Origin of the sequence: Streptomyces sp. NPDC058457, assembly GCF_042720695.1 — a bacterium.
Lineage (GTDB): Bacteria > Actinomycetota > Actinomycetes > Streptomycetales > Streptomycetaceae > Streptomyces.
In genome coordinates this window covers 1-23,053 of sequence record NZ_JBHXLU010000015.1, presented here as the reverse complement: position 1 = coordinate 23,053, position 23,053 = coordinate 1, and the positions used below count along the sequence as shown (strand labels likewise).

The following is a 23,053-nucleotide window of genomic DNA, read 5'->3' as shown; positions in this document are numbered from 1 at the left end:
GAAGAGGAGGAGGATGTCAACGGGAAGCCGGTGAGCAAGCAGTATGGCCCCGTCCGAGGTCACCAAGACCCTGGACTGCCTGACGAAGAAGACGAACTGCGGCTCGTACACCACCCACGGCACCTGGCCGGCCCTGCGCGGCCTGATGACCTGGTCGGTCAACTGGGACCGGTTCTCGAACTGGGAGTTCCAGAAGAACTTCGACGCCTACTTCGGGTGAGCAGCAGTCCCAGTGACGTCAGCAGGACGGTGGCCAGGCACCAGCTGGCCACCACGTCCAGCGGCCAGTGCCAGCCGCGGCGGACCAGGCCGTAGGAGACCCCGAGGACCAGGGCCGCGCAGGTTCCGACGGCGATCCGGCGGGCCGCCGCGGAGGTGAGCCAGGGGAGGAGGAGCAGGGTCGCGGAGCCGTACGCGATCGCCGCCGTCGCCGTGTGGCCGGAGGGGAAGTAGCCGACCGCCGGGGGCACCACCGGGGTCCCCGGACGGGCGGTCCAGTCCTTGAGCGGCACGATGACCGCCGGGACCAGGGCCATCAGGACGGCGGCGGCCATGGGCGGCAGCCACCAGCGGTCTGTACCAGTGGCGCGGCCGCGCCGGGCGACGTAACCGATGACGAGCACCAGGACCGGGACCGCGACCTGCACGTTCCCGAGGTCGGAGAGGAGCTCGGAGAACCGGTCCGGGTGGACGAGTGCGCTGCTCAGGCGGCTGTCCAGGCGGAGCAGCGGGCCGTGGGCCACGACCTGCCAGGTGATCAGCGCGAAGAGGAGGGCCGGCAGGCCCAGAAGTCCCAGGAGTCCCACAAGGGGAAAACGGAGGAAGGAGGTCGGCCGCCCCGGAACAGGGGGGGTAGTTCCGGGGCGGCCGTCCGGATCGGAACGCCGCGCGCCCCGGGGGGTTTGGGGCGGGCGACCGTCCGATCGGTGAGGAGATCCGGAGCCGGAGGCCCCGGTTGTGTGCGCGAGGGCACGACCAGGTCGAAGCTGGGGAGGCCCCGGCCTGAAATCGCCCACAGTCCCCTGTGGGCGGGGTGTATCTCTCATCTGGATAGAACCTACGGCAGGGTCCGGTGCCGCGACAGGCGGAATCGCGTCCCGTCATGCACCTCGCACACCTTCTTCACACGGCCTGACGGGGGCCGCCCCAGCCCCCCACATCACGCCAGGTGGGAAGGTTGGGGCGGTGGTGGCACACGGGTTCGAGACCCTTTGCGCGGGCTTGGAGAAGCCTGTGGCTCAGATCCGCGCGAAGGCCTGCTCGATGATGTCGAGGCCCTCGCCCAGGAGGTCCTCGCCGATGACGAGCGGGGGCAGGAACCGCAGCACGTTGCCGTAGGTGCCACAGGTCAGGACCAGCAGTCCCTCCTGGTGGCAGGCCTTCGCGAGGGCCGCGGTGGCCTCCGGGTTCGGCTCCTTGGTGGTGCGGTCCTTGACCAGCTCGATGGCGATCATCGCGCCCCGGCCGCGGACGTCACCGATGACGTCGAACTTCTCGGCCATGGCGGCCAGGCGGGGCTTCATGATCGCCTCGATGTTCTTCGCCCTGGCGTTGAGGTCGAGCTCCTTCATGGTCTCGATGGCCCCGAGCGCACCGGCGCAGGCGACGGGGTTGCCGCCGTAGGTGCCACCCAGGCCACCGGCGTGCGCGGCGTCCATGATCTCGGCGCGACCGGTGACGGCGGCGAGCGGGAGACCACCCGCGATGCCCTTGGCGGTGGTGATCAGGTCCGGGACGATCCCCTCGTCCTCGCACGCGAACCACTGACCCGTACGGCAGAACCCGGACTGGATCTCGTCCGCGACGAAGACGATCCCGTTGTCCTTGGCGAACTGGCTGATCGCCGGCAGGAAGCCCTTGGCCGGCTCGATGAAGCCGCCCTCGCCGAGCACCGGCTCGATGATGATCGCGGCGACGTTGTCGGCGCCGATCTGCTTGCTGATCTGGTCGATGGCCTGGGCGGCGGCCTCCGGTCCTGCGTTCTCCGGACCGGTGAGCCAGCGGTAGGCGTAGGCGACCGGAACGCGGTAGACCTCGGGGGCGAACGGACCGAAGCCGTGCTTGTACGGCATGTTCTTGGCGGTGAGCGCCATGGTGAGGTTGGTCCGGCCGTGGTACCCGTGGTCGAAGACGACGACGGCCTGGCGCCTGGTGTAGGCACGCGCGATCTTCACGGCGTTCTCGACGGCCTCGGCGCCGGAGTTGAACAGCGCGGACTTCTTGGCGTGGTCACCCGGGGTGAGCTCCGCGAGGGCCTCGGCGACCTCCACGTAGCCCTCGTACGGGGTGACCATGAAACAGGTGTGGGTGAAGTCGGCCAGCTGGGCGCTCGCCCGGCGTACGACGGCCTCGGCGGAGGCGCCGACGGAGGTCACGGCGATGCCGGAACCGAAGTCGATGAGGCGGTTGCCGTCGACGTCCTCGATGATGCCGCCGCTCGCGCGCGCGGTGAAGACGGGCAGCACCGAGCCCACACCCTGCGCCACCGCGGCCAGACGGCGGGCCTGCAGTTCCTGCGACTTCGGGCCGGGGATGGCGGTGACGACGCGGCGCTCCTGCGGAAGTGCGGTCATGGGGGCTCCCTGATGAGTGGTGCGAACCGATGCGTGCCGGGCGCGTCCCGTCCGGTTGCTCCGGTGGTGCGTTTTCGGACGCTTTCCTTCTTTCTTCGCAGGCTAGGGCCGGGTGTGGGAGGTGGGGATGCTCCATGTGGGCGTTGTCCGGGAGTGCCGTTGTCCGTGGTGGACATAGTGCGGGCGGGGTGCCGCTGCCCGGCCGGACGGCTCCTCGGCCGCGTAAGCGGTGAACTCCCCTTGCGGGGGCATTAGATTGGCCGCTGACGGTGGACGGAACGGCTGGTCAGGGAGCGAGAGCGATGGACAGCGACGGGACGTGGGACACGCGGCGTACGCATGCGAATCCTGTGCCGCGTCCGGCGGGGCCACAGGACGCGGACCCGGTGCCGACCGAGGCGCCCGCGCTGCCGCCCCGGCCGACGGCACCGCCGACGGTGCCCCCGCTGCCGGACGGCTCGGCCTTCCTGACCTGGCTGCGGGCGCCCAGGCCGGAGGCCGCGCCAGGAGTGTGGCGGTTCGGCTACCGGCCCCGCGCGGCCAAGGAACCCGAGGAACTGCCCGCCCGGCAACTGCTCAGCGGCGCCCTCATCGCCTTCCTGGTGGGGTGGCTGGTCTGGTCCCTGCTGACACATGGGTACCTCGGGAACTGGTGGGGTCTGCCGCTCAAGTTGTTCCTCCCCGACTCGTGGCAGGGCGCGGACAGCAAACTCGGCGGGAACGTCGAGATCCTCTACGAGGGCTACGGGTACCTCGTCGCCCTTTCCATCATGCTCGTGGTGGGCAAGCTCGGCCGGTGGGGAGAGGTGTGGCGGCGGTTCGTGGCGCCTCGGTTCAAGCCCGCGGTGTCCCGCCAGGAGCCCCCGGCACCGGCGGAGGACCCCGCCCAGTGGCCCTACCTCCGTGCCGTCGGCGCGGACGAGGCCGCCGACCGGCTTGCCGGCGAGGCGCGCAGCGGGCTCATGCGGGACGTGGACCACGCCCGGATCGCCCGCGCCTGGCAGGGCGTAAGGAGCGGCCGGCACACCATGGCCGCCTTCACCGCGGCCGTGGTCAAGGACGGCGCCGCCGCCTGCCTGCACCCCTCCGGCGAACGCGACCTGCCCGCCCGGCACGCCCGGCACGACCTGGTCACCGGCCAGGTCCGGCTCGGCACGACGGCCGACGACCCCCGCAACCCCTACCAGTACCGGGGCACCGGCCTCGCCCTCGGCCCCGAACTGCTCGGCACCTCGCTGCTCGCCGTCGGCCCGGCCGGCTCCGGCAAGACCGGCTCCCTGGTCCGCCCGCTCGCCGAGTCGCTCTGCCTGCACGCGCTCGCCGGCCGTGCCTCCGTGGTCGTCGTCGGAGCGGCCGGCGCCGGCCTCGGACCCGCCGACGCCTACGACGTCGTCGTCCGTATCGCCCACCCCGAGTCGGTCTACGACCTCGACCTGTACGGCGGCACCACCGACCCCGACGAGGCCGCCGCCATACTCGCCGAGGCCCTCGCCGGCGACCTCGCCGACCCGCACCCCGGCAGCGACAGCCGCCGCTCCACCACCGTCCTCGCCCAGCTGCTCGGCCCGTTCAAGGCGGTCCACGGCCGCTTCCCCTCCGTCCCCGAACTCCGCCAGCTCCTCGACGGCGCCCCCGGCCCGCTCGCCGCGCTCCGCAAGGCGCTGACGTCGACCGGCCACGAGTCGCTGCTGCGCGAGCTCGACGCGCGGGAACGCCAGATGGGACAACCGGGGGACGTCGGGGCGGTCCTGGCCGACCGCATCGCGCTCCTCGACCGCCCGGCCTTCGCGGGCTTCTTCGACACCTCCGGCCAGTCCCGCCCCTTCTCCCTCAAGGCCCTCGACCACCCGGTCCGGGTCCGCATCGACCTGCCCGAGCGCGGCCACGCGGACGCCTCCCGCATCCTGGCCCGCCTGGTGCTCGCCCAGTTCACGGCGAGCGTGACGGTACGGGACGACCGCTCGCTCTTCTCCTGCCTGCTCCTGGACGACGCGACCGGCGTGGTGACGCCGGAGGCGGTCCGTGCCGTCCAGCGGCTGCGGTCGGCCAACGCGGGCGTGGCGCTGACCCTGCGCACCCTGGACGACGTACCCCGCCCGCTGCGCGGCCCCCTGCTCGGCGCCACCGGCTGCCGGATGGCCTTCGCCGGACTCACCCCCTGGGACGGGCAGGACTTCGCCGAGGTCTGGGGCAAGGAGTGGACCGAGGCCCGGGACGTCACCGACCGGCAGATCATCGCGGAGACCCCGGCGGGCAAGGCGCTGCACGTCGTACGCCGGGTGATCACCGGCAAGGCGCCCACCGCACGGGCGGTCACCGTCCGGCAGGTGGAGCGCGAGCGCTGGTCGGCCTCCGAGCTGGCGCACGGGGTCCCGCCCGGGCACGCGGTCCTGTCCCTCACGACGGTCAAGGGCGAGCACGCGCCCCCGCTGCTGGTGGACCTCAGGGGCGGCGGCCGGCTCTGAACACGGGAGCACACGCGACCGTACAGTGAGGCAGAATCGACAGAGGGCGTTCATACGGGACGGCCAAAGGCCATCGCCCTTGCTCACGACCCTCACCACGCTCACGTTGCTCACGTTGCTCACGACCGAAGAGAAGATCTGACGGCCTCATGCCACCGACGCTCGCCTCGCTCGTCCACCACTCCGCGCTCAAACTGACCGTGCGCGCGGGCGAGGACCGCCTCGACGTGCCCGTGCGCTGGGCCCATGTCAGCGAACTCGCCGACCCGGTGCCGTACATGGAGGGCGGGGAACTGCTCCTGATCACCGCGCTGAAGCTGGACGCGGAGAATCCGGAGGCCATGCGGAAGTATGTGAAACGCCTGGTGGGAGCAGGTGTGGTGGGCCTCGGCTTCGCCGTCGGAGTCAACTACGACGAGATCCCGAAGGCCCTTGTCGACGCGGCGGAACAGGAGGGGCTGCCGCTCCTCGAGGTACCGCGCCGCACGCCCTTCCTCGCCATCAGCAAGGCGGTCTCGGCGGCGATCGCGGCCGACCAGTACCGGGCGGTGACGGCGGGCTTCGCCGCCCAGCGCGAACTGACCAGGCAGGCGCTGAACGCCGGCCCGGAGGGGGTGCTGTCCGCGCTCGCGGCGCAGGTGGACGGCTGGGCGGCGCTGTACGACGCGTCCGGCGCGGTCGTCGCGACCGCGCCGGAGTGGGCGGGGCGCCGCGCGGCGCGGCTGACGGCGGAGGTCGAACGGCTCCGGGAACGCCCGGCACCGGCGTCCTCGGTGGTCGGCGGCCCCGACAACGAGGACCGGGTGGAACTGCACTCCCTCGGCACCGGCCGCCGCCCGCGAGCGGCCCTGGCGGTCGGCACGGAGTCGGCGCTCGGCACGGCGGAGCGGTACGCCGTCCACTCGGCCATCGCGCTCCTCACCCTCACGACGGAACGCTCCCGCTCGTTGCACGCGGCCGAGCAGCGGGTCGGGGCGGCGGTGCTGCGCATGCTGCTCGCCGGACAGCCGGACCATGCGCGCGGGGTCGCCGGGGACCTGTACGGCGGGCTGCTCGACGCCCCGTTCCGGATGATCGTCGCGGACGCGGGCGGCGAGCAGCCGGCCGCTCTCACGGAGATCCTGGAGTCGGCCGCGGCCCGTTCCGGTGAGGCGGTGCTGGTGGTGCCCGAGGGAGAGCGGCTGGTGGTGCTGGCCGCGGACGGGGGCGCGGCGGTGGCGGCGTGCCTGGAGTACGCGGCGGCGCGCGAGGCGGCGCGGGCGGCGGCGGAGCAGGGGGTCGCGGAGGACGACGAACCGGTCATCGGGCTGTCGGCTCCGTCCGGCCCGATCGCGGCGGCGGCCGCCTACAAGCAGGCCGAACAGGCGCTGTCCGTGGCCCGGCGCAGGGGCCGGATCCTGGTCGAGCACGAACAGCTGGCATCGGGCTCGGTCCTGCCCCTCCTCGCCGACGACGCGGTGAAGGCGTTCGCCGACGGCCTGCTGAGGGCGCTCTACGAGCACGACGCGACCGGCAGGGGTGACCTGGTGGCCTCCCTGCGGGCCTGGCTCTCCCGGCACGGCCAGTGGGACGCGGCGGCGGCCGACCTGGGCGTCCACCGCCACACGCTCCGCTACCGGATGCGGAGGGTGGAGGAGATCCTGGGCCGCTCCCTGGACGACCCGGACGTGCGGATGGAGCTGTGGCTGGCCCTGAAGGCGACGTCGACGGACTGAGCGTTTCCCGCCCGCCCGCCACCGTGCCAAACCGGCGCGCCCCGCACCCCCACCACTACACCCCGGACAAACGCACCCCTGCCCCCGCGGACCTACCGTGGAGGCGAACACCCTGTACACACCACCCCCAACGCGGAAGGGCCGGGACCCGCAATGACCTCCACCCACGCCTTCTGGCTCGCCGGCCGCCAGGTCACCGGCGAGGACACCTTCGACGTCACCAACCCGTGGGACGCCCGTCTCGTCGGCAAGGTCAGCGTGCCCACCGACGCCCAGGTCGAGGAAGCCGTCGCCGCCGCGTACGCCGTACGGGACGAGTTCGCCGCAACCCCGGCCCACATACGCGCCGCCGCCCTCGACCACGTCAGCCGCCGCCTCGCCGAGCGCACCGAGGAGATAGCCCGGCTGATCTCCGCCGAGAACGGCAAGCCGATCAAGTGGGCGCGAGGGGAGGTCGGGCGTGCCGTGTCCGTGTTCCAGTTCGCCGCCGAAGAGGCCCGCCGCTTCAACAGCGGCGAGGCCCAGCGCCTCGACACCGACCTCGGCGGTCAGGGCCGCCTCGCGCTGACCCGCCGCTTCCCGAAGGGCGTCGTCCTCGGCATCGCGCCCTTCAACTTCCCGCTCAACCTGTGCGCCCACAAGATCGCCCCGGCGATCGCGGCCGGCGTGCCGATCATCCTGAAGCCGGCCCCCGCGACCCCGCTCTCCGGCCTGATCATCGGCGACCTGCTCGCCGAGACGACCGGTCTCCCGGCCGGCTCCTGGTCGGTCCTCCCGGTCGCCAACGACAAGATGGCTGCCCTCGTCCAGGACGAGCGCCTCCCGGTCATCTCGTTCACCGGTTCCGAGAAGGTCGGCTACTCGATCATGGACTCGGTGCCCCGCAAGCACTGCACCCTGGAGCTCGGCGGCAACGGCGCGGCCGTCGTCCTCGGCGACTACGCCTCCGACGCCGACCTGGACTGGGCCGCGACCCGCATCGCGACCTTCTCCAACTACCAGGGCGGTCAGTCCTGCATCTCCGTGCAGCGGGTCATCGTCGACGCCGCCGTCTACGACCGTCTCCTCCCGCGCATCGTCGCCGCCGTCGAGGCCCAGGTCACCGGAGACCCCGCCGACGACAAGACCGACGTCGGCCCGCTGGTCAGCGAGGCGGCGGCCGAGCGGGTCGAGGCGTGGGTGAAGGAGGCCGTCGAGGACGGCGCCACCCTGGTCACCGGCGGCGACCGCGACGGCGCCAGCTTCGCGCCGACCGTCCTCACCGATGTCCCGGCCGACGCGACGATCTCCTGCGAGGAGGTCTTCGGCCCCGTCCTCACCGTGCAGAAGGTGAACGGCGAGGACGAGGCCTTCGCCGCCGTCAACGCCTCCAAGTACGGCCTGCAGGCGGGCGTGTTCACCCACGACCTCCAGCTCGCCTTCCGTGCCCACCGTGCTCTTGAGGTCGGCGGTGTCGTGATCGGCGACGTCCCCTCCTACCGCGCCGACCAGATGCCCTACGGCGGTGTGAAGCAGTCCGGCGTCGGCCGCGAGGGCGTCAAGTTCGCGATGGACGACTACACCTACGAGCGCGTCCTGGTCCTCACCGGCCTCGCCCTCTGACCTGCCACGGACAGACCTGAGGGCGACGAGACGGCCGCAGCCCGCTGTGCGGGGGCTGCGGCCGTTCGCGTACCGGTTCCTGAGCAGTCCGAAGGGGCCCGGCACCGATGCCTTCCGGTGCCGGGCCCCTTCTCCGCGCCGGCCTCCCCGGACCCTCAACCGGAGAAGCCGACATGCGCGAGCCGCAGCGGGCCGCGCAGCCTGATACGGACGTCGTGAACGCCCTCGGTGACCATGCCGGCGGTGAGCGAGGTGTACGTGTACCGGTCCGGCGTCGGCTCGGCGAGGGGCAGCACCGCCAGCACCGGGCCGCCGTCGAGGGAGAGTTCCAGCGTGCCCGAGCCCGACATCCGCACCGTCACCTCCGTGACCCCCGCGCCGAAGTCGCAGTCCCGGTAGACCAGTTCACCCGGGCCGTCGCCCTCGGGCGTGACCGCGTCGCCCTCCGTCCTCGTGCGGTCCACGATCGCGATGCCCGACTGCTCGTCGAAGTCGGCTGCCCGCAGGCCGTGTTCGAAGGCGACGGCCCGCGGTGCCGCCGGGTCGCCGTCCAGGACCACGGTCGTACGGAGCCGGATGTCCTCGCTGGAGCCGCCGGCCAGCACCTCGTACGCACCGCCCTCCAGGCGCCATCCGTTCCGCGCCACGTCCCAGAACTCGAAGGCGGAGAGCCGGACCTCGAACGCCACCTCGGTCCGCTCGCCGGGGCGCAGGGTGAGCCTGCGGTGGGCGAGGAGTTCGCGGCGCGGGCGCACCGACGAGGGTTCGACGGCCCGGCCGTAGAGCTGGGCCACCTCGTCCGCGGTCACATCGCCCGTGTTGGCGACCGTGAAGGAGACCCGGAGCGTTCCGTCCGCCACCTCGGTCGCCAGGTCCGTGTAGGAGAAGGACGCGTAGGACAGGCCGTGGCCGAACGGGAAGAGCGGGGTGCCCTCGAAGTAGAGGTACGTCCGGCGGGCGCCCAGTACGTCGTAGTCGAGCAGGTCGGGCAGGTCGGCGTCCGACGCGTACCAGGTCTGCGGAAGGCGGCCCGCGGGGGAGAAGTCCCCGGCGAGGACGCGGGCGAGGGCGGTGCCGGCCGCCTGCCCGCCGTGCGCCGTCCAGAGCACGGCGGGCAGCCGGGCCACGTCCACCGCGTACGGGTACGACGACACCAGCGCCAGCACCGTGTCCGGGTTCGCGGCGCGGGCGGCACGCAGCAGGCGCTCCTGGTGCGGGGGCAGGGCCAGGGTCGTACGGTCCTCGGTCTCGCGGCCGTTGATGTGCGGGTCGTTGCCCGCGACCACCAGGACCGCGTCGGCCGCGGCGGCGACCCTGGCGACGGCGTCCGTACCGCGTTCGACGATGATCAACTCGAAGATCGAGGCGTTCTCGGCGGCAACCTTCACGCCGTCGGCGGCGACAGAGACGTGGCGACCCGTGCCGAGGTGCCGGAGGAGGTGACCGTTCTCGTGGGGTTCCAGGCGGAACGTCTCCTGGACGACCCAGCCGCCGGGCTGGTCCGCGGCGGCGCGGACGAAGCCGTCCTCGGCGACCGAGAGATAGCGGCCGTCCGGAGCCCGCAGGGTGAGGACGCCCTCGCCCCAGTCGACCAGCGCGAACTCGGTGCCGGTGGTGCCGGTGGTGCTGGTGGTCAGCGGCGGGAGGTCGGTGCGGCCCGCGAGCAGCGCCGGATCCAGGGCGCTCTCGGCGCCGCGCGCCTCGTCGGCCGCCTCGGGGGCGGTCGGCACGTGCAGGAAGGAGCCGTCCGTGAGCCGCAGCCTGACCCGGTCCACGCCCTCCGCGAACTCCACGCGCTCCGCGCCGAACCGCTCGTAGAGCCCCTCCAGCGGAGTGGAGCGGTGGATCAGGGTGCCGCTGTACCAGTCGAGTTTGCACTCGTCGGCGAGCAGACCGACCACGGCGATCCGGGCGTCGGGCGCGAGCGGCAGCAGGTCGCCGTCGTTCTTGAGCAGGACGACCGCCTGCTCGGCCGCCTCCCGGGCGAGAGCGCGGTGCGCCGGGGTGTCGAACGCGGCGAACCCGGCAGAGCTCGGGGCCGCGTCGCCGTCCGCGTCGCCGTCCGGGCCGCCGTCCGGGCTGGCGTGCGGGCCAGCGTCCGGGCCGGCGTGCGGGTCGAACTCGCCGAGGCGGAAGCGGACCGAGAGCTGGCGGCGCACGGCCACGTCGATGTCGGCCTCCGTCAACAGGCCTTGCGCCAGTGCCCCCTGGACCCGCGCGACGATCTGCGAACTGTCCGTGCCGTGGTCGGTGAAGCTGTCGACGCCGGCGAGGAGGGCGGCCGCCGTGGCCTCCTCGTGGGTGGCGAAGTAGTGCTCGTGGTCGACCAGGTTGCTGGGCGCACCGGCGTCCGAGCAGACCAGCAGCTCCTCGTCGGTCCAGGTGCGCAACTGCTCGCGCAGGTACGGGGAGACGTGGTTGGGGCGGCCGTTGACCAGGTTGTACGCGGGCATCACCCCGGCCACCGCGCCCGCCTCCACGGTCTCCCGGAAGGCGCGCAGGTCGTACTCGTGCAGCACCCGCGGGCGGACCGAGGAGGAGGAAGTCGCCCGGTCCGTCTCGTTGTTGTGGGCCAGCCAGTGCTTCAGGACGGGGGCCGTGCGCCAGTACACCGGGTGGTCGCCGCGCAGGCCGCGGGTGTAGGCGGTGGCGATGGCGGAGGTGAGCTTCGGGTCCTCGGAGTAGCCCTCCTCGTTGCGGCCCCAGAGCGGGTGGCGCAGCAGGTTCACGGTCGGCGCCCAGACGTTGAGGCCGACCCGGTCGTCACGGGCGCGCATGGCCCGCACCTCCTTGGACACGGCCTCCCCGACCCGTCGTACGAGATCGGTGTTCCAGGTCGCGCCGAGCCCCACCGCCTGCGGGAACACCGTCGCCGGGCCCATCCAGGCCACCCCGTGCAGGGCCTCCTGGCCGGTGCGGAAGGCCGCGATGCCGAGGCGCTGCACGGCGGGTGCGAACTGGTGCAGGAAGGAGACCTTCTCGTCCGGGGTGAGCCGCGCCAGCAGATCGTCGATGCGCTTCGCGAACGGCAGGTGCGGATCGCGGAAAGGCGGCGCGGGCGGCGTTTGTGCGGTCACGTGCGGTTCCCCTTGCGATGGAGCGGCGAGGTCCTTTCGAAGCGCTTCGATGCTCATTCGACGCAGGGGTGGGTGTCAAGGGATGGTCGGCGATATTTCAAGTGGCGCATACGAAGAGGTCATCCCCCATACCTCGGAGGAATCTTGGGAGCGACCCTTGTGCACCCTCGGGTGTTCACTTAACCTCGCAGCAACATCGAAGCGCTTCGACTAGTAGAACAGTCGGTCAGCCGGCCCGCCGCTCAGTCGGCCAGCCGGTTCCCGCCAGGGACGCATGACACGGGTCGGGGGATCGCTTCAGCTCAGCCAGTTCCACTCAAGACACCGCAGCCGACGGCCACCGCCGGGTGTCCTGGTGCGCCATGAAGGGTTGACGCAATGACGCCGAACGCCGCTTCCGCCCCCTCCGGGCCGAGCCGGAGAAGTTTCCTCGCCTCCACGGCAGTCGCCACCGCAGCGGTGGCGGGCGGAATGCCGCTGCTCGCCGCCTGCGGGGCGTCGGACAGCGGTTCGGGAGGGGGCTCCTCGTCGGGCAAGGGCGCGCAGAAGCTGCTGCCGGCCTACGTCGCGAACAACGTGGTGACCCCGGACATCCCGTCGAAGAACGGCTCGGCGATCGGCTTCACCGGCAAGCTCGACCTGGCGACCCTGAAGACCTCGGTCCCGAAGAAGCTCGGCAAGGGCGGCAAGGTCACCGTCATGTCACCGTTCTGGGGCTCCCCGCCCAAGCAGGACAACCTGTACTACAACGCGATGAACGACATGATCGGCGTCGACGTCGAGTGGCAGAACCAGGACGGCAACACCTACGACCAGAAGCTGGGCGCGGTCCTCGCCTCCAGCGACGTACCGGACGTCGTGGTCATCCCGAACTGGAACATGGGCGGCAAGATACCCACCGCCATCATCAGCAAGTTCGCCGACCTCGGCCCGTATCTGTCGGGCGACAAGGTCAAGGACTACCCGAACCTCGCCGCCATCCCGACCGACGCCTGGCGGCGCTGCATCTTCGGCGGCAAGCTGCGCGGACTGCCGATGCCGTCCTCGTACGTGACGAACATCGTGCCCCTCTACCGCAAGGACATCTTCGACAAGGAGGGCTACGAGGTCCCGCGTTCGGCGGCCGAGTTCCTCTCCCTGGCCAAGGAGATCACCAACGCCAAGGCCAAACGCTGGGCCTGCATGGACATGAAGTGGACCGCCTGGCAGATGTTCGGCGTGCTCTCCGGCAGCGAGAAGCCGCTCGGCTGGAACCTCGTCGACGGCAAGCTGATCAACCGCATCGAGACCGACGAGTACCTCGAAGCGCTGGAGTGGACCCGCAAGCTCTTCGCCGCCGGGGTCGTGCACCCCGACGCCAAGCTGGGCAAGAACGCCCCCGACCCGGGCCCCAAGTTCGCGGCCGGCGAGTTCCTCATCTACGCCCAGGACATCAGCCAGTGGTGGAGCCGTACCGCCGAACAGGCCACCCAGAACCCGGACTTCAAGGTCTGGGGCATGGACGTCTACGGACACGACGGCGGAAACCCGCAGGTCTGGGCCGAACAGCCCGCCGGGATCTTCGCCTTCGTCAACAAGAAGGCCTCGGAGTCCGTCATCCACGACGTGCTGGCCGCCGCCAACGTCACAGCCGCGCCGTACGGCACCAAGGAGTACATGGCGACCAACTACGGCGTCGAGGGCACCCACTACACCGTCAAGAACGGCGTGCCCACCAAGACCACGCGGGGCAACAACGAGGTCATCAACGCCTACGTCATGATCGCCAGCCCCGCCGCGACCATCGCCCACCCCGACTTCCCCGACGTCGCCAAGGCCCAGGTGGAGTGGCAGCAGCGGATGGGCGGCTTCACCAGGAAGTCCAGCTTCTTCGGCCAGATGATCACCGAGCCGTCCCGCTACACCAACCTCATGGACGACTTCGAGACGCTGGAAGACGACATCACCCGCGGCCGCAAGAAGATCAGCGACATGCAGCAGGCCGTCGCCGAATGGAAGAGCAAGGGCGGCGACAAGCTGCGCGACTGGTACCAGAAGCTGCTCGACGACAACGGTTCGGCGAGCTGACCGGGCACTGAGGCAAGGAGAACGGCCGTGTCCCACAGCACGGTGCCTCGCAGCAGGGCCGAGGCAGACGACGACGGTACGGGGAGGACTCCCGTGGCCTCCGGCGGCGCCACCGGAACCAGGAAGAACACGAAGAACGCGAAGACCGGGAAGCTCGGCCTGCGCCTCAGATTCAGACGCGACCGCGCCCTGATCCTGATGACCCTGCCGGCGGTCCTGCTGCTCCTGGTCTTCAACTACCTGCCGATCCTCGGCAACATCGTCGCCTTCCAGGACTACGACCCGTACGTCAGCGACAACGGCATCGTCTCCATGCTGCACAGCGCGTGGGTGGGCATCGAGAACTTCCAGCAGATCTTCGCCGACTCCGCGTTCTGGAACGCGGTGAAGAACACCCTGGTGCTGTTCTTCCTGCAACTCGTGCTGTTCTTCCCGATCCCGATCGCCCTCGCGCTGCTCATCAACAGTGTGGTCCGGCCCCGGGTGCGGGCGATCGCCCAGGCGGTCCTGTACCTCCCGCACTTCTTCTCCTGGGTGCTGGTCATCTCCGTCTTCCAGCAGATCTTCGGCGGCGCGGGCCTGCTGTCGCAGTTGCTGCGGCAGCACGGCTATGACGGCCTCGACATCATGACCGACCCGTCGACCTTCAAGTTCCTCGTCACGGCGGAGGGCGTCTGGAAGGACGCGGGCTGGGGGATCATCGTCTTCCTCGCGGCACTGGCGTCGGTGAGCCCCGACCTCTACGAGGCGGCGGCGATGGACGGAGCGGGCCGCTGGCGCCGCATCTGGCACGTCACGCTTCCCGCCCTGCGCCCGGTGATCGCCCTGCTGCTGGTGCTGCGCGTCGGAGATGCCCTGACCGTCGGCTTCGAACAGATCCTCCTCCAACGCGACGCCGTCGGGCCGGGAGCCTCGGAGGTCCTCGACACCTTCGTCTGGTGGAACGGCGTCCGCAACCAGGACTTCGGCTACGCGGCCGCCGCGGGCCTCATCAAGGGCGTGGTCAGCCTCGGACTGGTCCTCGCCGCGAACAAGGTGGCCCATCTCATGGGCGAGCAGGGGGTGTACAAGAAATGACCGCCGTCACCGACAAACCGCCGCTGCGGGAGCGGCCGCCGTCCCGGTGGGCCGCACCGCCCCGCCCGGTCTGGGAGGAGGAACCGAGCGGGGCCGGCGTGGCCGGCAAGGGCCTGGTTCTCATCCTGGCCTGTCTCGGCGTCCTCTTCCCGCTCTGGATCGTGGTCGTCACCAGCCTGTCCTCCCGCAGGACCATCGACGAGGCCGGCGGCCTTGTGATGATTCCCAAGGGCATCACCTTCGTCGCCTACCGGGAGCTCCTCAGCGGCGGCCAGGTCACCCGGGCCACCGTCATCAGCGTCCTGATCACGCTCGTCGGCACGGTGTTCTCGATGACCGTCTCCGTCCTGTGCGCGTACGGTCTCTCGCGCATCGGGTCGCTGGGCCACCGCTGGTTCCTGCTGCTGCTGATGGCGACGATGTTCTTCAGCGCCGGCCTGATCCCGACGTACCTGCTGGTCCAGTCCCTGGGCCTGACCGACAGCTATCTCGCCCTGATCCTCCCGAGCGCCGTGAGCGTCTTCAACATCCTCGTCCTGCGCGGGTTCTTCATGGGCATCTCGCCGGAACTGACCGACAGCGCGCGCATCGACGGCGCCGGCGACTTCCGGATCCTGTGGCAGATCGTCATGCCGCTGTCCCGGGCGGTCCTCGCGGTCATCACCCTCTTCTACGCCGTCGGGTACTGGAGCGCGTGGTTCAACGCGTCCCTCTACCTCAACGACCAGGACAAAATGCCCCTGCAGAACGTCATGATCCAGCTCGTCCAGAAACAGCAGGCCCCGGTGGGACTCGCGCAGTCCATCAAGACGGGCGAACTGTCGGGGCTCGCAGTGCAGATGGCGGTGATGGTGATGGCACTGCTGCCGGTGGCGGTGCTTTCGCCGTTCGTCCAGAAGCACTTCAAGAAGGGGATGCTCACCGGGGCGGTGAAGGGGTAGCCGACGTCGCCTTCCGGGCGGGACGGCCGGGGAGCGTCGGCGACTGCGGGTGCGCGGGGGCTGATCGCGCAGTTCCCCGCGCCCCTTACGGGGCGCTGCAGTCGCGTCAGCTACATAGCTGCGGGCAGTCGTGCCGCTGGGGCGGCACGGGTGGGCGCAGCGGCACCCCGCAAGCGCGGGCGAGCGAAACCCCCCGACCCCCGCCCCCACCCCGGACCACCCACCCGACCCACGCCCACCGAAGGTTCCCCATGCCCACCCTGAGCCGCAGAACCGTCCTCGCCGGTACGGCAGCAACAACCGCCCTCACCGCTCTCCCGACGCTCACCGCCACCGCCCACGCGGCCGAGCCCCAGCCGCAGGCGCATGCGTACCGTTGGCGCAACGCAGTGATCGGCGGCACCGGATTCGTCACCGGCGTCCTCTTCCACCCCACCACCCCCGGTCTCGCCTACGCCCGCACCGACATCGGCGGCGCCTACCGCTGGGACGCCCGCACCGCCCGCTGGACCCCCCTCACCGACCACCTCGGCTGGGACGACTGGAACCTCCTCGGCGTGGAGGCCCTCGCCGTCGACCCCGCCCACCCCGACCGGCTCTACCTCGCCCTCGGCACCTACGCCCAGTCCTGGGCCGGCAACGGCGCGGTCCTGCGTTCGGACGACCGGGGCGCCACCTGGACCCGTACCGACCTCACCGTGAAACTCGGCGCCAACGAGGACGGCCGGGGCATGGGCGAGCGCCTCCTCGTCGACCCGAGGGACAGCGACACCCTGTGGCTGGGCACCCGGCACGACGGACTCCTCAGGTCGACCGACCGTGGGGCCACCTGGGCGGCAGCCCCCGGCTTCCCGGCCACCCCGTCCGCCTCCGGCCAGGGCGTCAGCCTCCTCGTCGCCGTCGGCCGTGCCGTCTACGCCGGCTGGGCGGACGGGGACGGCGGCGCGAGTGCCGTCAGCCTGTACCGCACCGCCGACGGGGCTGCCTGGGAGGCCGTCCCCGGCCAACCCTCCGGCACCTCCGCCAGGGTCCCGGTCCGCGCCGCCTACGACCGCCACGCCCGCGAGCTGTACGTGACGTACGCCGACGCCCCCGGCCCCAACGGCCAGTCGGACGGCAGCGTGCACAAGCTCGCCGTGGCCACCGGGCGGTGGACGGACGTCACCCCGGCCGCGCCCGGCGGCAGCGACACCTTCGGGTATGGAGGGGTCGCCGTCGACGCCCGCCGGCCCGGCACCGTCGTCGTCTCGACGAACAACCGGTGGACGGCCGTGGACACCCTCTACCGGACCACCGACGGCGGCCGCACCTGGACGTCCCTCAAGGACTCCGCTGTCTTCGACGTGTCGGAGACCCCCTTCCTGAAGTGGGGTGCTGACCAGCCCAAGTTCGGCTGGTGGATCCTGGCCGTGGCCGTGGATCCGTACGACTCGAAGCACATCGTCTACGGCACCGGCGCCACCCTCTACGGCACCCGCGACCTCGTCCACTGGGCCCCGCGGATCCGCGGCCTGGAGGAGACGTCCGTGGTCCGGCTGGTGTCGCCCCCGGCCGGGGAGGCGCACCTGCTGAGCGGCTCGGGAGACATCGGCGTCCTGTACCACGAGCGGCTCACGGCGTCTCCGTCCCGCGGTATGGCCACGAACCCCGTGTTCGGGTCGGCGACGGGGCTCGCGCAGGCCGCGGGCAGGCCGGCGTACGTGGTCCGCACCGGCTGGGGCGACCACGGCAACGGCGCCTTCTCGGACGACGGGGGCCGGACCTGGGCGCCCTTCGCCGCCCAGCCCTCCCTCGCCCGCGACGCACCGGGGCCGATCGCGGCCAACGCCGACGGCAGCGTGCTGCTGTGGTCCTTCGTGCACTGGGACGGGACCAAGTACCCCGCCCACCGGTCGGACGACAACGGCGCCACCTGGACCGAGATCTCCTCCTTCCCGAAGGGCGCCACGCCGGTCGCCGACCCGGCCGACCCGGCGCTCTTCTACGCGTACGACACCGACACAGGAACGCTACAAGCCAGCACTGACAGTGGCCGGACGTTCACGGCGCGTGCGACCGGTCTGCCCGCGGGAGACAGCCAGTTCCAGCTGGTCGCGGCCCCGGGCAGGGCCGGTGACCTGTGGCTGAGCGTCAAGTGGAACGGGTTGTACCGGTCTACGGACGGTGGTGCCACCTTCAGCAAGGTCGCCAGCTGCTGGGCCGCCTACACCCTCGGCTTCGGCAGGGCCGCCGACGGCGCCGACTACCCGGCGATCTACCTCGTCGGCTCCACGGAGTCCGTCACGGCCGTCCACCGCTCCGACGACGAGGCCGGAACCTGGGTCCGCATCAACGACGACCGGCACCAGTGGGGCTGGATCGGACAGGCCGTCACCGGCGATCCGCGCGTCTACGGCCGGGTCTACCTCGCCACCAACGGGCGCGGCATCCAGTACGGGGACCCGGTCCGATGACAGCCGGACGAAAGCCCCCGGGTCTCTCCGACGCCACCCGCGGCCGGATCCTCTTCGGCGGCGACTACAACCCCGAGCAGTGGCCCGAGGAGACCTGGCAGGAGGACGTCCGGCTGATGAAGGCCGCCGGGGTCAACTCCGTGACCATGGGCGTCTTCTCCTGGGCGAGGCTCGAACCGCAGCCGGGGGAGCGGGACTTCGGCTGGCTGGACCGGCTCATGGACCTGATGCACGACCACGGCATCGGTGTCGTCCTCGCCACCCCCACCGCGGCACCGCCGCCGTGGCTGGGGCGGCTGCACCCGGACACCCTGCCCCGGGACGCCGAAGGCCGCACCGAGTGGTGGGGCGGCCGCCAGCACTTCTCGCACTCCAGCGCCACCTACCGCCGGCACGCCGCCGCCATCACCGAGGACCTCGCCGCCCGCTACGCCGGCCACCCCGCCCTCACCCTGTGGCACATCAACAACGAGTACTGCACCTTCGACTACGGCGACGAGGCCGCCGCCGCCTTCCGCCGCTGGCTGCGGGAGCGCTACGGCACCCTCGACGCCCTCAACTCCGCCTGGGGCACGGCCTTCTGGAGCCAGGGCTACGACGCCTGGGACGGCATCCTGCCGCCGCGCCACGCCCACTACCTGAAGAACCCCACCCAGGTGCTGGACTTCCGCCGCTTCACCTCCGACATGCTCCTGGAGTGCTACACGGCCGAACGGGACATCGTCGCCCGGCACACCCCGCACATCCCGGTGACCACCAACTTCATGCCGCTCTGGATCGGCCAGGACGCCTGGCGCTGGGCGGCCGCGGAGGGCGTCGTCTCCGTCGACCTCTACCCCGACCCGCGGGACCCGCTGGGCGCCCAGCACGGCGCGCTCGTCCACGACCTCACCCGCTCCCAGGCGCGCGGCCCCTGGATGCTCATGGAGCAGGCCGCCGGGCCGGTCAACTGGCGCGGGGTGAACCACCCCAAGCCCCGCGGCCTCAACCGCCAGTGGTCCCTGCAGGCCGTGGCCAGGGGCGCGGACGCCGTCTGCTACTTCCAGTGGCGGCAGTCGAGGCAGGGCGCGGAGAAGTTCCACTCCGCAATGGTCAGCCACGCGGGGGAGGAGGGCCGTACCTACCAGGAGGTCAAGCAGCTCGGCTCCGAACTGGCCGCCATCGGCGCCGAGGTGACCGAACGTCATGTCAGAGCGGACATCGCGATCCTCCACGACTGGCACTCCTGGTGGGCCGGCGCCCACGAAGGCCGGCTCTCCACCGAGGTGGACCTCCCGGACGTCCTGCACGCCTGGCACCGGGCCCTGTGGGAGTCGAACCTCACCACCGACTTCGCCCACCCCGAACACGACCTGCTCGCCTACAGGCTGGTGGTCGTCCCGCAGCTCTATCTCCTCACCGACACCGCGATCGACAACCTCCTCGCCTACGTCCGCGGCGGCGGCACCCTCGTCAGCGGCTTCCTGACCGGCATCGCCGACGAGGACGACCGGATCCGTCCCGGCGGCATGGACGCACGGCTGCGCGCGCTGTTCGGCATCCGCACCCTGCACGAATGGTGGCCGCTGGACGCGGGAGAGACCGTCGCCTGCGAGGGCTTCCGGGGCACCCTCTGGTCGGAGGAGATCGAGGCCGCGCCCGGCGTCACGGAGACCGTGCGGTACCGGGGCGGGGAACTCGACGGGCTGCCCGCCGTGCTGCGCACCGGACGGGCCTGGTATCTCTCCACGCTCCCGGAGCCGGAGGCGCTGCGAGAGCTGCTCGGCCGGATCGCGGCGGACGCGGGGGTGCGCCCGGTCCTCGACGGCCTGCCCGCGGGCGTCGAGGCGATCCGCCGGGGCGAGTTGCTGTTCCTGTTCAACCACGGCCGTGAAGAGGTGAAGATCCCCTTCATGGGAACACATCGAGACCTGCTGACCGGTACGACCGTCACGGACGAGGCCGTCCTCGGCCGCTACGGAGTGGCGGTGCTCAAGCCATGACCGCCACCGGCAAGACCGAAGAAGCCACCGCCACAACCACCGCCGCCGGCCCCGTCCACGGCACCTGGGAGCCCGCCCCCGCCGCCCGCTGGGAGGACGCCTTCCTGAGCGGCAACGGCCGTCACGGCGTCCTCGTGTTCGGCGATCCGAACGACGACCGTGTCATCGTCACCCATCACACCCTCGTCCGCCCGAACGGCGGCGAACACGCTCGTCCGCCCCGTCTGGCGGCCGAACTCGCGGGCGTGCAGGACAGGTTGCTCGCCGGGGAGTCCGACGCCGCCGAGAGCTTCACCGACGGCCGCCCGCTCCAGTGGGTCCAGCCCTTCCACCCCGCCCTCCAGATCCGGCTGCGCAGGCCGCACGGCCGGCCGGACGGCTACCGCCGCTCCGTCGACTTCACCACCGGCGAGGCCACCGCCACCACCGCCGACCGGGCCAGCCGGGTCTTCGTCTCCCGCGCGGACGACGTGATCGTGCAGCAGGTCACCGGCACCGCGGCCCTCGACATCGCCCTCGACCACCGGCTCCCCGGCGCCCCGTCCGGCCTGGGCGTCGGCCACGGCGCGCTGCGCACCCCCGAGGGCGCCCTGCTCAGCCTGCGCGCCCGCTACCCCGGCAGCGACCGCGCCTACACCGGCGTCACCCTCGTCGCCGTCACCGGCGGCACCACCGAACTCGTCCCCCCGGGCGTCCGCGTCACCGGCGCCGAGTCCGTCCTCCTCCTCACCCGCGTCCGCCGCCACACCGGCGAACTCGACGTGACCGCCGAGGCGCGCGAACTGGGCGACCTGCTAGCCGACCGGCCGTCGTACGACGCGCTGCTCGCCCGCCACCTCGGCCCGCACCGCACCGCCTACACCCGCGTCACCCTCGACCTGGCCGCCGACCCGGCCGAACGCGCTCTCCCCGGGTCCCGGTTGCTGACAAAACCCGCCGGAGCAGCCCTCCTGGAACGGCTCTTCGCCGCCGGCCGCTACCACCTGCTCTCCGCCTCCGGCCTCAACCCGCCCCGCCTGACCGGCCTGTGGACCGGGGACTGGGAGACCGCCTGGTCGGGGGCGTTCACCACCAACGCCAACCTCAACCTCCAGACCGCCTCGGCGGCAGCCACCGCCCTGCCCGAAGTCACCGCGGCCCAAGCGGCCCTGATCCACCGCCAGTTGCCGCAGTGGCGGGAGAACGCCCGTGCCGTCTTCGGCACCCGGGGGGTCGTCGCGCCCACCCACACCGACGGCGAGTCCGGGTACTCGTACCACTTCGACCGCGAGTATCCGCACCAGCTGTGGACGGCCGGCGCCGACTGGCTGCTCAAGCCGCTCGTCGACCACGACGAGATCCGCGGCGACCGCGATCCCGGCACGGCGGCGGCGCTGGCCGAAGTGGCCCGGTTCTACGAGGACTTCCTCACCCGGACCGACGCCGACGGCCACCTAGTGATCGTCCCCTCCTACTCGCCCGAGAACCGGCCCGCGAACGCCAGTTGGGGTGCCGTCAACGCGGCGATGGACCTCTCCGCCGCCCGGCACGCCCTGCGCACCGCGGCCGACTACCACCCGGGCCCGGACGCCGCCCGCTGGCGCGCCCTCGCCGACCGGCTGCCCCCGCACCGCACCAACTCCGACGGCGCACTCGCCGAATGGGCCTGGCCCGGCCTCGACGACACCTACGACCACCGCCACCTCAGCCACCTCTACGGCGTCTGGCCGCTCGACGAGATCACCCCGTACGACACCCCGGAGCTCGCGGCCGCCGCCCACCGCGCGCTCGAACTGCGCGGCGCCGAGAACGACTCCGCCCACGGCCACCTCCACCACGCGCTCATCGCCGCCCGGTTGCGGGACGGCGCACGGGTCGCCGCCGCCCTCGCCCGGGTCCTGGACGGCGACTTCTTCCACACCTCCCTGATGAGCGCCCACTACCCGGACCGCCACGTCTACAACGCCGACGCCGCACACGCCCTGCCCGCCGTGATCGTCGAGGCCCTCGTCCAGTCGACCCCCGACCGGCTCGTTCTGCTCCCCGCGCTCCCGGCAGCCCTGGGCCGGGGTCGGCTGACCGGCGTCCGCACCCGCTTCGGCGCCGAACTGGACCTCTCCTGGACCCCCGACGGCGGGCGAGCCGTCCTCACACCGCACCGGTCGCTCCGCATCGACCTGTGGACTTCCTCCGGCAGTCGGCCGCTCGACCTCGTCGCCGGAGAAGACCACGTCCTCACCCTGGGGACGTGGTAGCCACCCCCACCCGCACCTCCCCCCACCCATGGAAGGGACACCCATGGCAACATGCACGCTCGGCAGGGTCGCCACCGCCCTGATCGCCCCCGCGCTCGCCCTCGGCGCCACCGTCGGCCTCGCCGCGGCCCCCGCCTCGGCCGCCGTGTGGAGCTCCTGCGACCAGTGGGGCAACACCACGCTGAACGGCTACACCCTCTACAACAACATCTGGGGCTCCGGCGCCGGCAGCCAGTGCATCTGGGCCAACTCCGGCACCAACTGGGGCGTCAACGCCAACCACCCCAACACCGGCGGCATCAAGTCGTACCCCAACGCCAAGAAGGTGATCAACAAGACGATCACCTCGCTGGGTTCGCTCACCAGCAGCTACAACGTGACCGTCCCGTCGTCCGGCGCGTACAACACGTCGTACGACATCTGGGACACCGGATACGCCAACGAGATCATGCTCTGGGTCAACAAGACCGGCGCCGTCGGACCGCTCGGTACCTCACAGGGCACCCTCACGCTGGGCAGCAACACCTGGACCGTCTACAAGGGCAACAACGGCTCGAACAACGTCTATTCGTTCGTCCGCAGCTCCAACTCCAGCTCCGGCACGATCGACATCCTGCCGATCCTGAAGTGGATCAAGGACACCAAGGGCTGGTTCGGCAACGTCACCATCGGTGACCTGCAGTTCGGCTTCGAGATCACGTCCTCGTCCGGCGGGCTGGACTTCACCGTCAACAGCGAGAGCGTCAGCAGCAGCTGAGCCGCCGGGGCGGGGGCGCCCCACGAGGGGGGGCGCCCCCGCCCCGGCCACCCCCGACAGCACGCCGCGCCGCCCGGGGGGTTGGGGGAGAGCGCGGGGGGGGGCGGGGC

13 protein-coding genes and 1 pseudogene are annotated in these 23,053 nt (G+C 71.7%); 11 read left to right on the top strand and 3 right to left on the bottom strand.

Going from position 1 to position 23,053, the window contains the following annotated elements; all coding sequences use genetic code 11:
- Positions 1–43: 43 nt before the first annotated feature.
- Positions 44–220 (top strand): annotated as a pseudogene (locus ACFWPS_RS14880) (hypothetical protein); the annotation flags it as partial.
- Here the strand turns inward: ACFWPS_RS14880 and ACFWPS_RS14875 are convergent.
- Both ACFWPS_RS14875 and gabT read right to left on the bottom strand, forming a co-directional pair.
- On the bottom strand, positions 159–1,046 hold the full coding sequence (locus ACFWPS_RS14875; RefSeq protein ID WP_383704882.1) for a phosphatase PAP2 family protein: 888 nt from the start codon (positions 1,044–1,046) through the stop codon (positions 159–161). The pseudogene ACFWPS_RS14880 and the gene ACFWPS_RS14875 sit on opposite strands and share 62 nt — an antisense overlap.
- A gap of 192 nt (positions 1,047–1,238) precedes the next feature.
- On the bottom strand, positions 1,239–2,573 hold the full coding sequence (gabT, locus tag ACFWPS_RS14870) for a 4-aminobutyrate--2-oxoglutarate transaminase (RefSeq protein ID WP_383704880.1): 1,335 nt from the start codon (positions 2,571–2,573) through the stop codon (positions 1,239–1,241).
- 302 nt (positions 2,574–2,875) lie between these two features.
- Between gabT and ACFWPS_RS14865 the strand changes: the two genes are divergently transcribed.
- The 3 genes from ACFWPS_RS14865 (at position 2,876) to ACFWPS_RS14855 (ending at position 8,355) form a co-directional block, all read left to right on the top strand.
- Positions 2,876–5,038 carry an ATP-binding protein gene (locus ACFWPS_RS14865; protein ID WP_383704878.1) on the top strand — a complete coding sequence of 721 codons (2,163 nt, stop codon included), beginning with the start codon at positions 2,876–2,878 and terminating at the stop codon, positions 5,036–5,038.
- A 149-nt stretch (positions 5,039–5,187) separates the two neighbouring features.
- Positions 5,188–6,753, top strand: a complete 1,566-nt coding sequence (locus tag ACFWPS_RS14860) for a PucR family transcriptional regulator (protein ID WP_383704876.1) — start codon at positions 5,188–5,190, stop codon at positions 6,751–6,753.
- A gap of 153 nt (positions 6,754–6,906) precedes the next feature.
- The gene (locus ACFWPS_RS14855) at positions 6,907–8,355 is read left to right on the top strand and encodes an aldehyde dehydrogenase family protein (RefSeq protein WP_383704874.1); all 1,449 of its coding nucleotides are present in this window, start codon (positions 6,907–6,909) and stop codon (positions 8,353–8,355) included.
- 155 nt (positions 8,356–8,510) lie between these two features.
- Here the strand turns inward: ACFWPS_RS14855 and ACFWPS_RS14850 are convergent, their stop codons facing one another.
- Complete coding sequence (locus ACFWPS_RS14850) at positions 8,511–11,432, bottom strand: glycoside hydrolase family 3 C-terminal domain-containing protein (RefSeq protein WP_383704873.1); 2,922 nt, start codon at positions 11,430–11,432, stop codon at positions 8,511–8,513.
- Between the two features lie 378 nt (positions 11,433–11,810).
- Between ACFWPS_RS14850 and ACFWPS_RS14845 the strand changes: the two genes are divergently transcribed.
- The 7 genes from ACFWPS_RS14845 (at position 11,811) to ACFWPS_RS14815 (ending at position 22,943) form a co-directional block, all read left to right on the top strand.
- Positions 11,811–13,499 (top strand): extracellular solute-binding protein, encoded by a 1,689-nt coding sequence (locus ACFWPS_RS14845; protein WP_383704871.1) that lies wholly within the window; start codon positions 11,811–11,813, stop codon positions 13,497–13,499.
- Positions 13,500–13,526: 27 nt separating this feature from the next.
- Positions 13,527–14,576, top strand: coding sequence for an ABC transporter permease (locus ACFWPS_RS14840; protein ID WP_383704869.1), 1,050 nt, complete (start codon positions 13,527–13,529; stop codon positions 14,574–14,576).
- Positions 14,573–15,517, top strand: a complete 945-nt coding sequence (locus ACFWPS_RS14835) for a carbohydrate ABC transporter permease (RefSeq protein ID WP_383704867.1) — start codon at positions 14,573–14,575, stop codon at positions 15,515–15,517. The genes ACFWPS_RS14840 and ACFWPS_RS14835 overlap by 4 nt, the downstream gene beginning before the upstream one ends.
- A gap of 251 nt (positions 15,518–15,768) precedes the next feature.
- Positions 15,769–17,970: a 1,4-beta-glucanase gene (locus ACFWPS_RS14830; RefSeq protein ID WP_383704865.1), complete on the top strand. Its 2,202-nt coding sequence runs from the start codon at positions 15,769–15,771 to the stop codon at positions 17,968–17,970.
- Entirely contained in the window at positions 17,967–19,952 is a 1,986-nt protein-coding gene (locus ACFWPS_RS14825) for a beta-galactosidase (RefSeq protein ID WP_383704863.1), read from the top strand. Before ACFWPS_RS14830 ends, ACFWPS_RS14825 begins: the two co-directional genes overlap by 4 nt.
- Positions 19,949–22,186 carry a glycoside hydrolase N-terminal domain-containing protein gene (locus ACFWPS_RS14820; RefSeq protein ID WP_383704861.1) on the top strand — a complete coding sequence of 746 codons (2,238 nt, stop codon included), beginning with the start codon at positions 19,949–19,951 and terminating at the stop codon, positions 22,184–22,186. Before ACFWPS_RS14825 ends, ACFWPS_RS14820 begins: the two co-directional genes overlap by 4 nt.
- Positions 22,187–22,229: 43 nt before the next feature.
- The gene (locus ACFWPS_RS14815) at positions 22,230–22,943 is read left to right on the top strand and encodes a hypothetical protein (RefSeq protein WP_383704859.1); all 714 of its coding nucleotides are present in this window, start codon (positions 22,230–22,232) and stop codon (positions 22,941–22,943) included.
- Positions 22,944–23,053 lie beyond the last annotated feature (110 nt).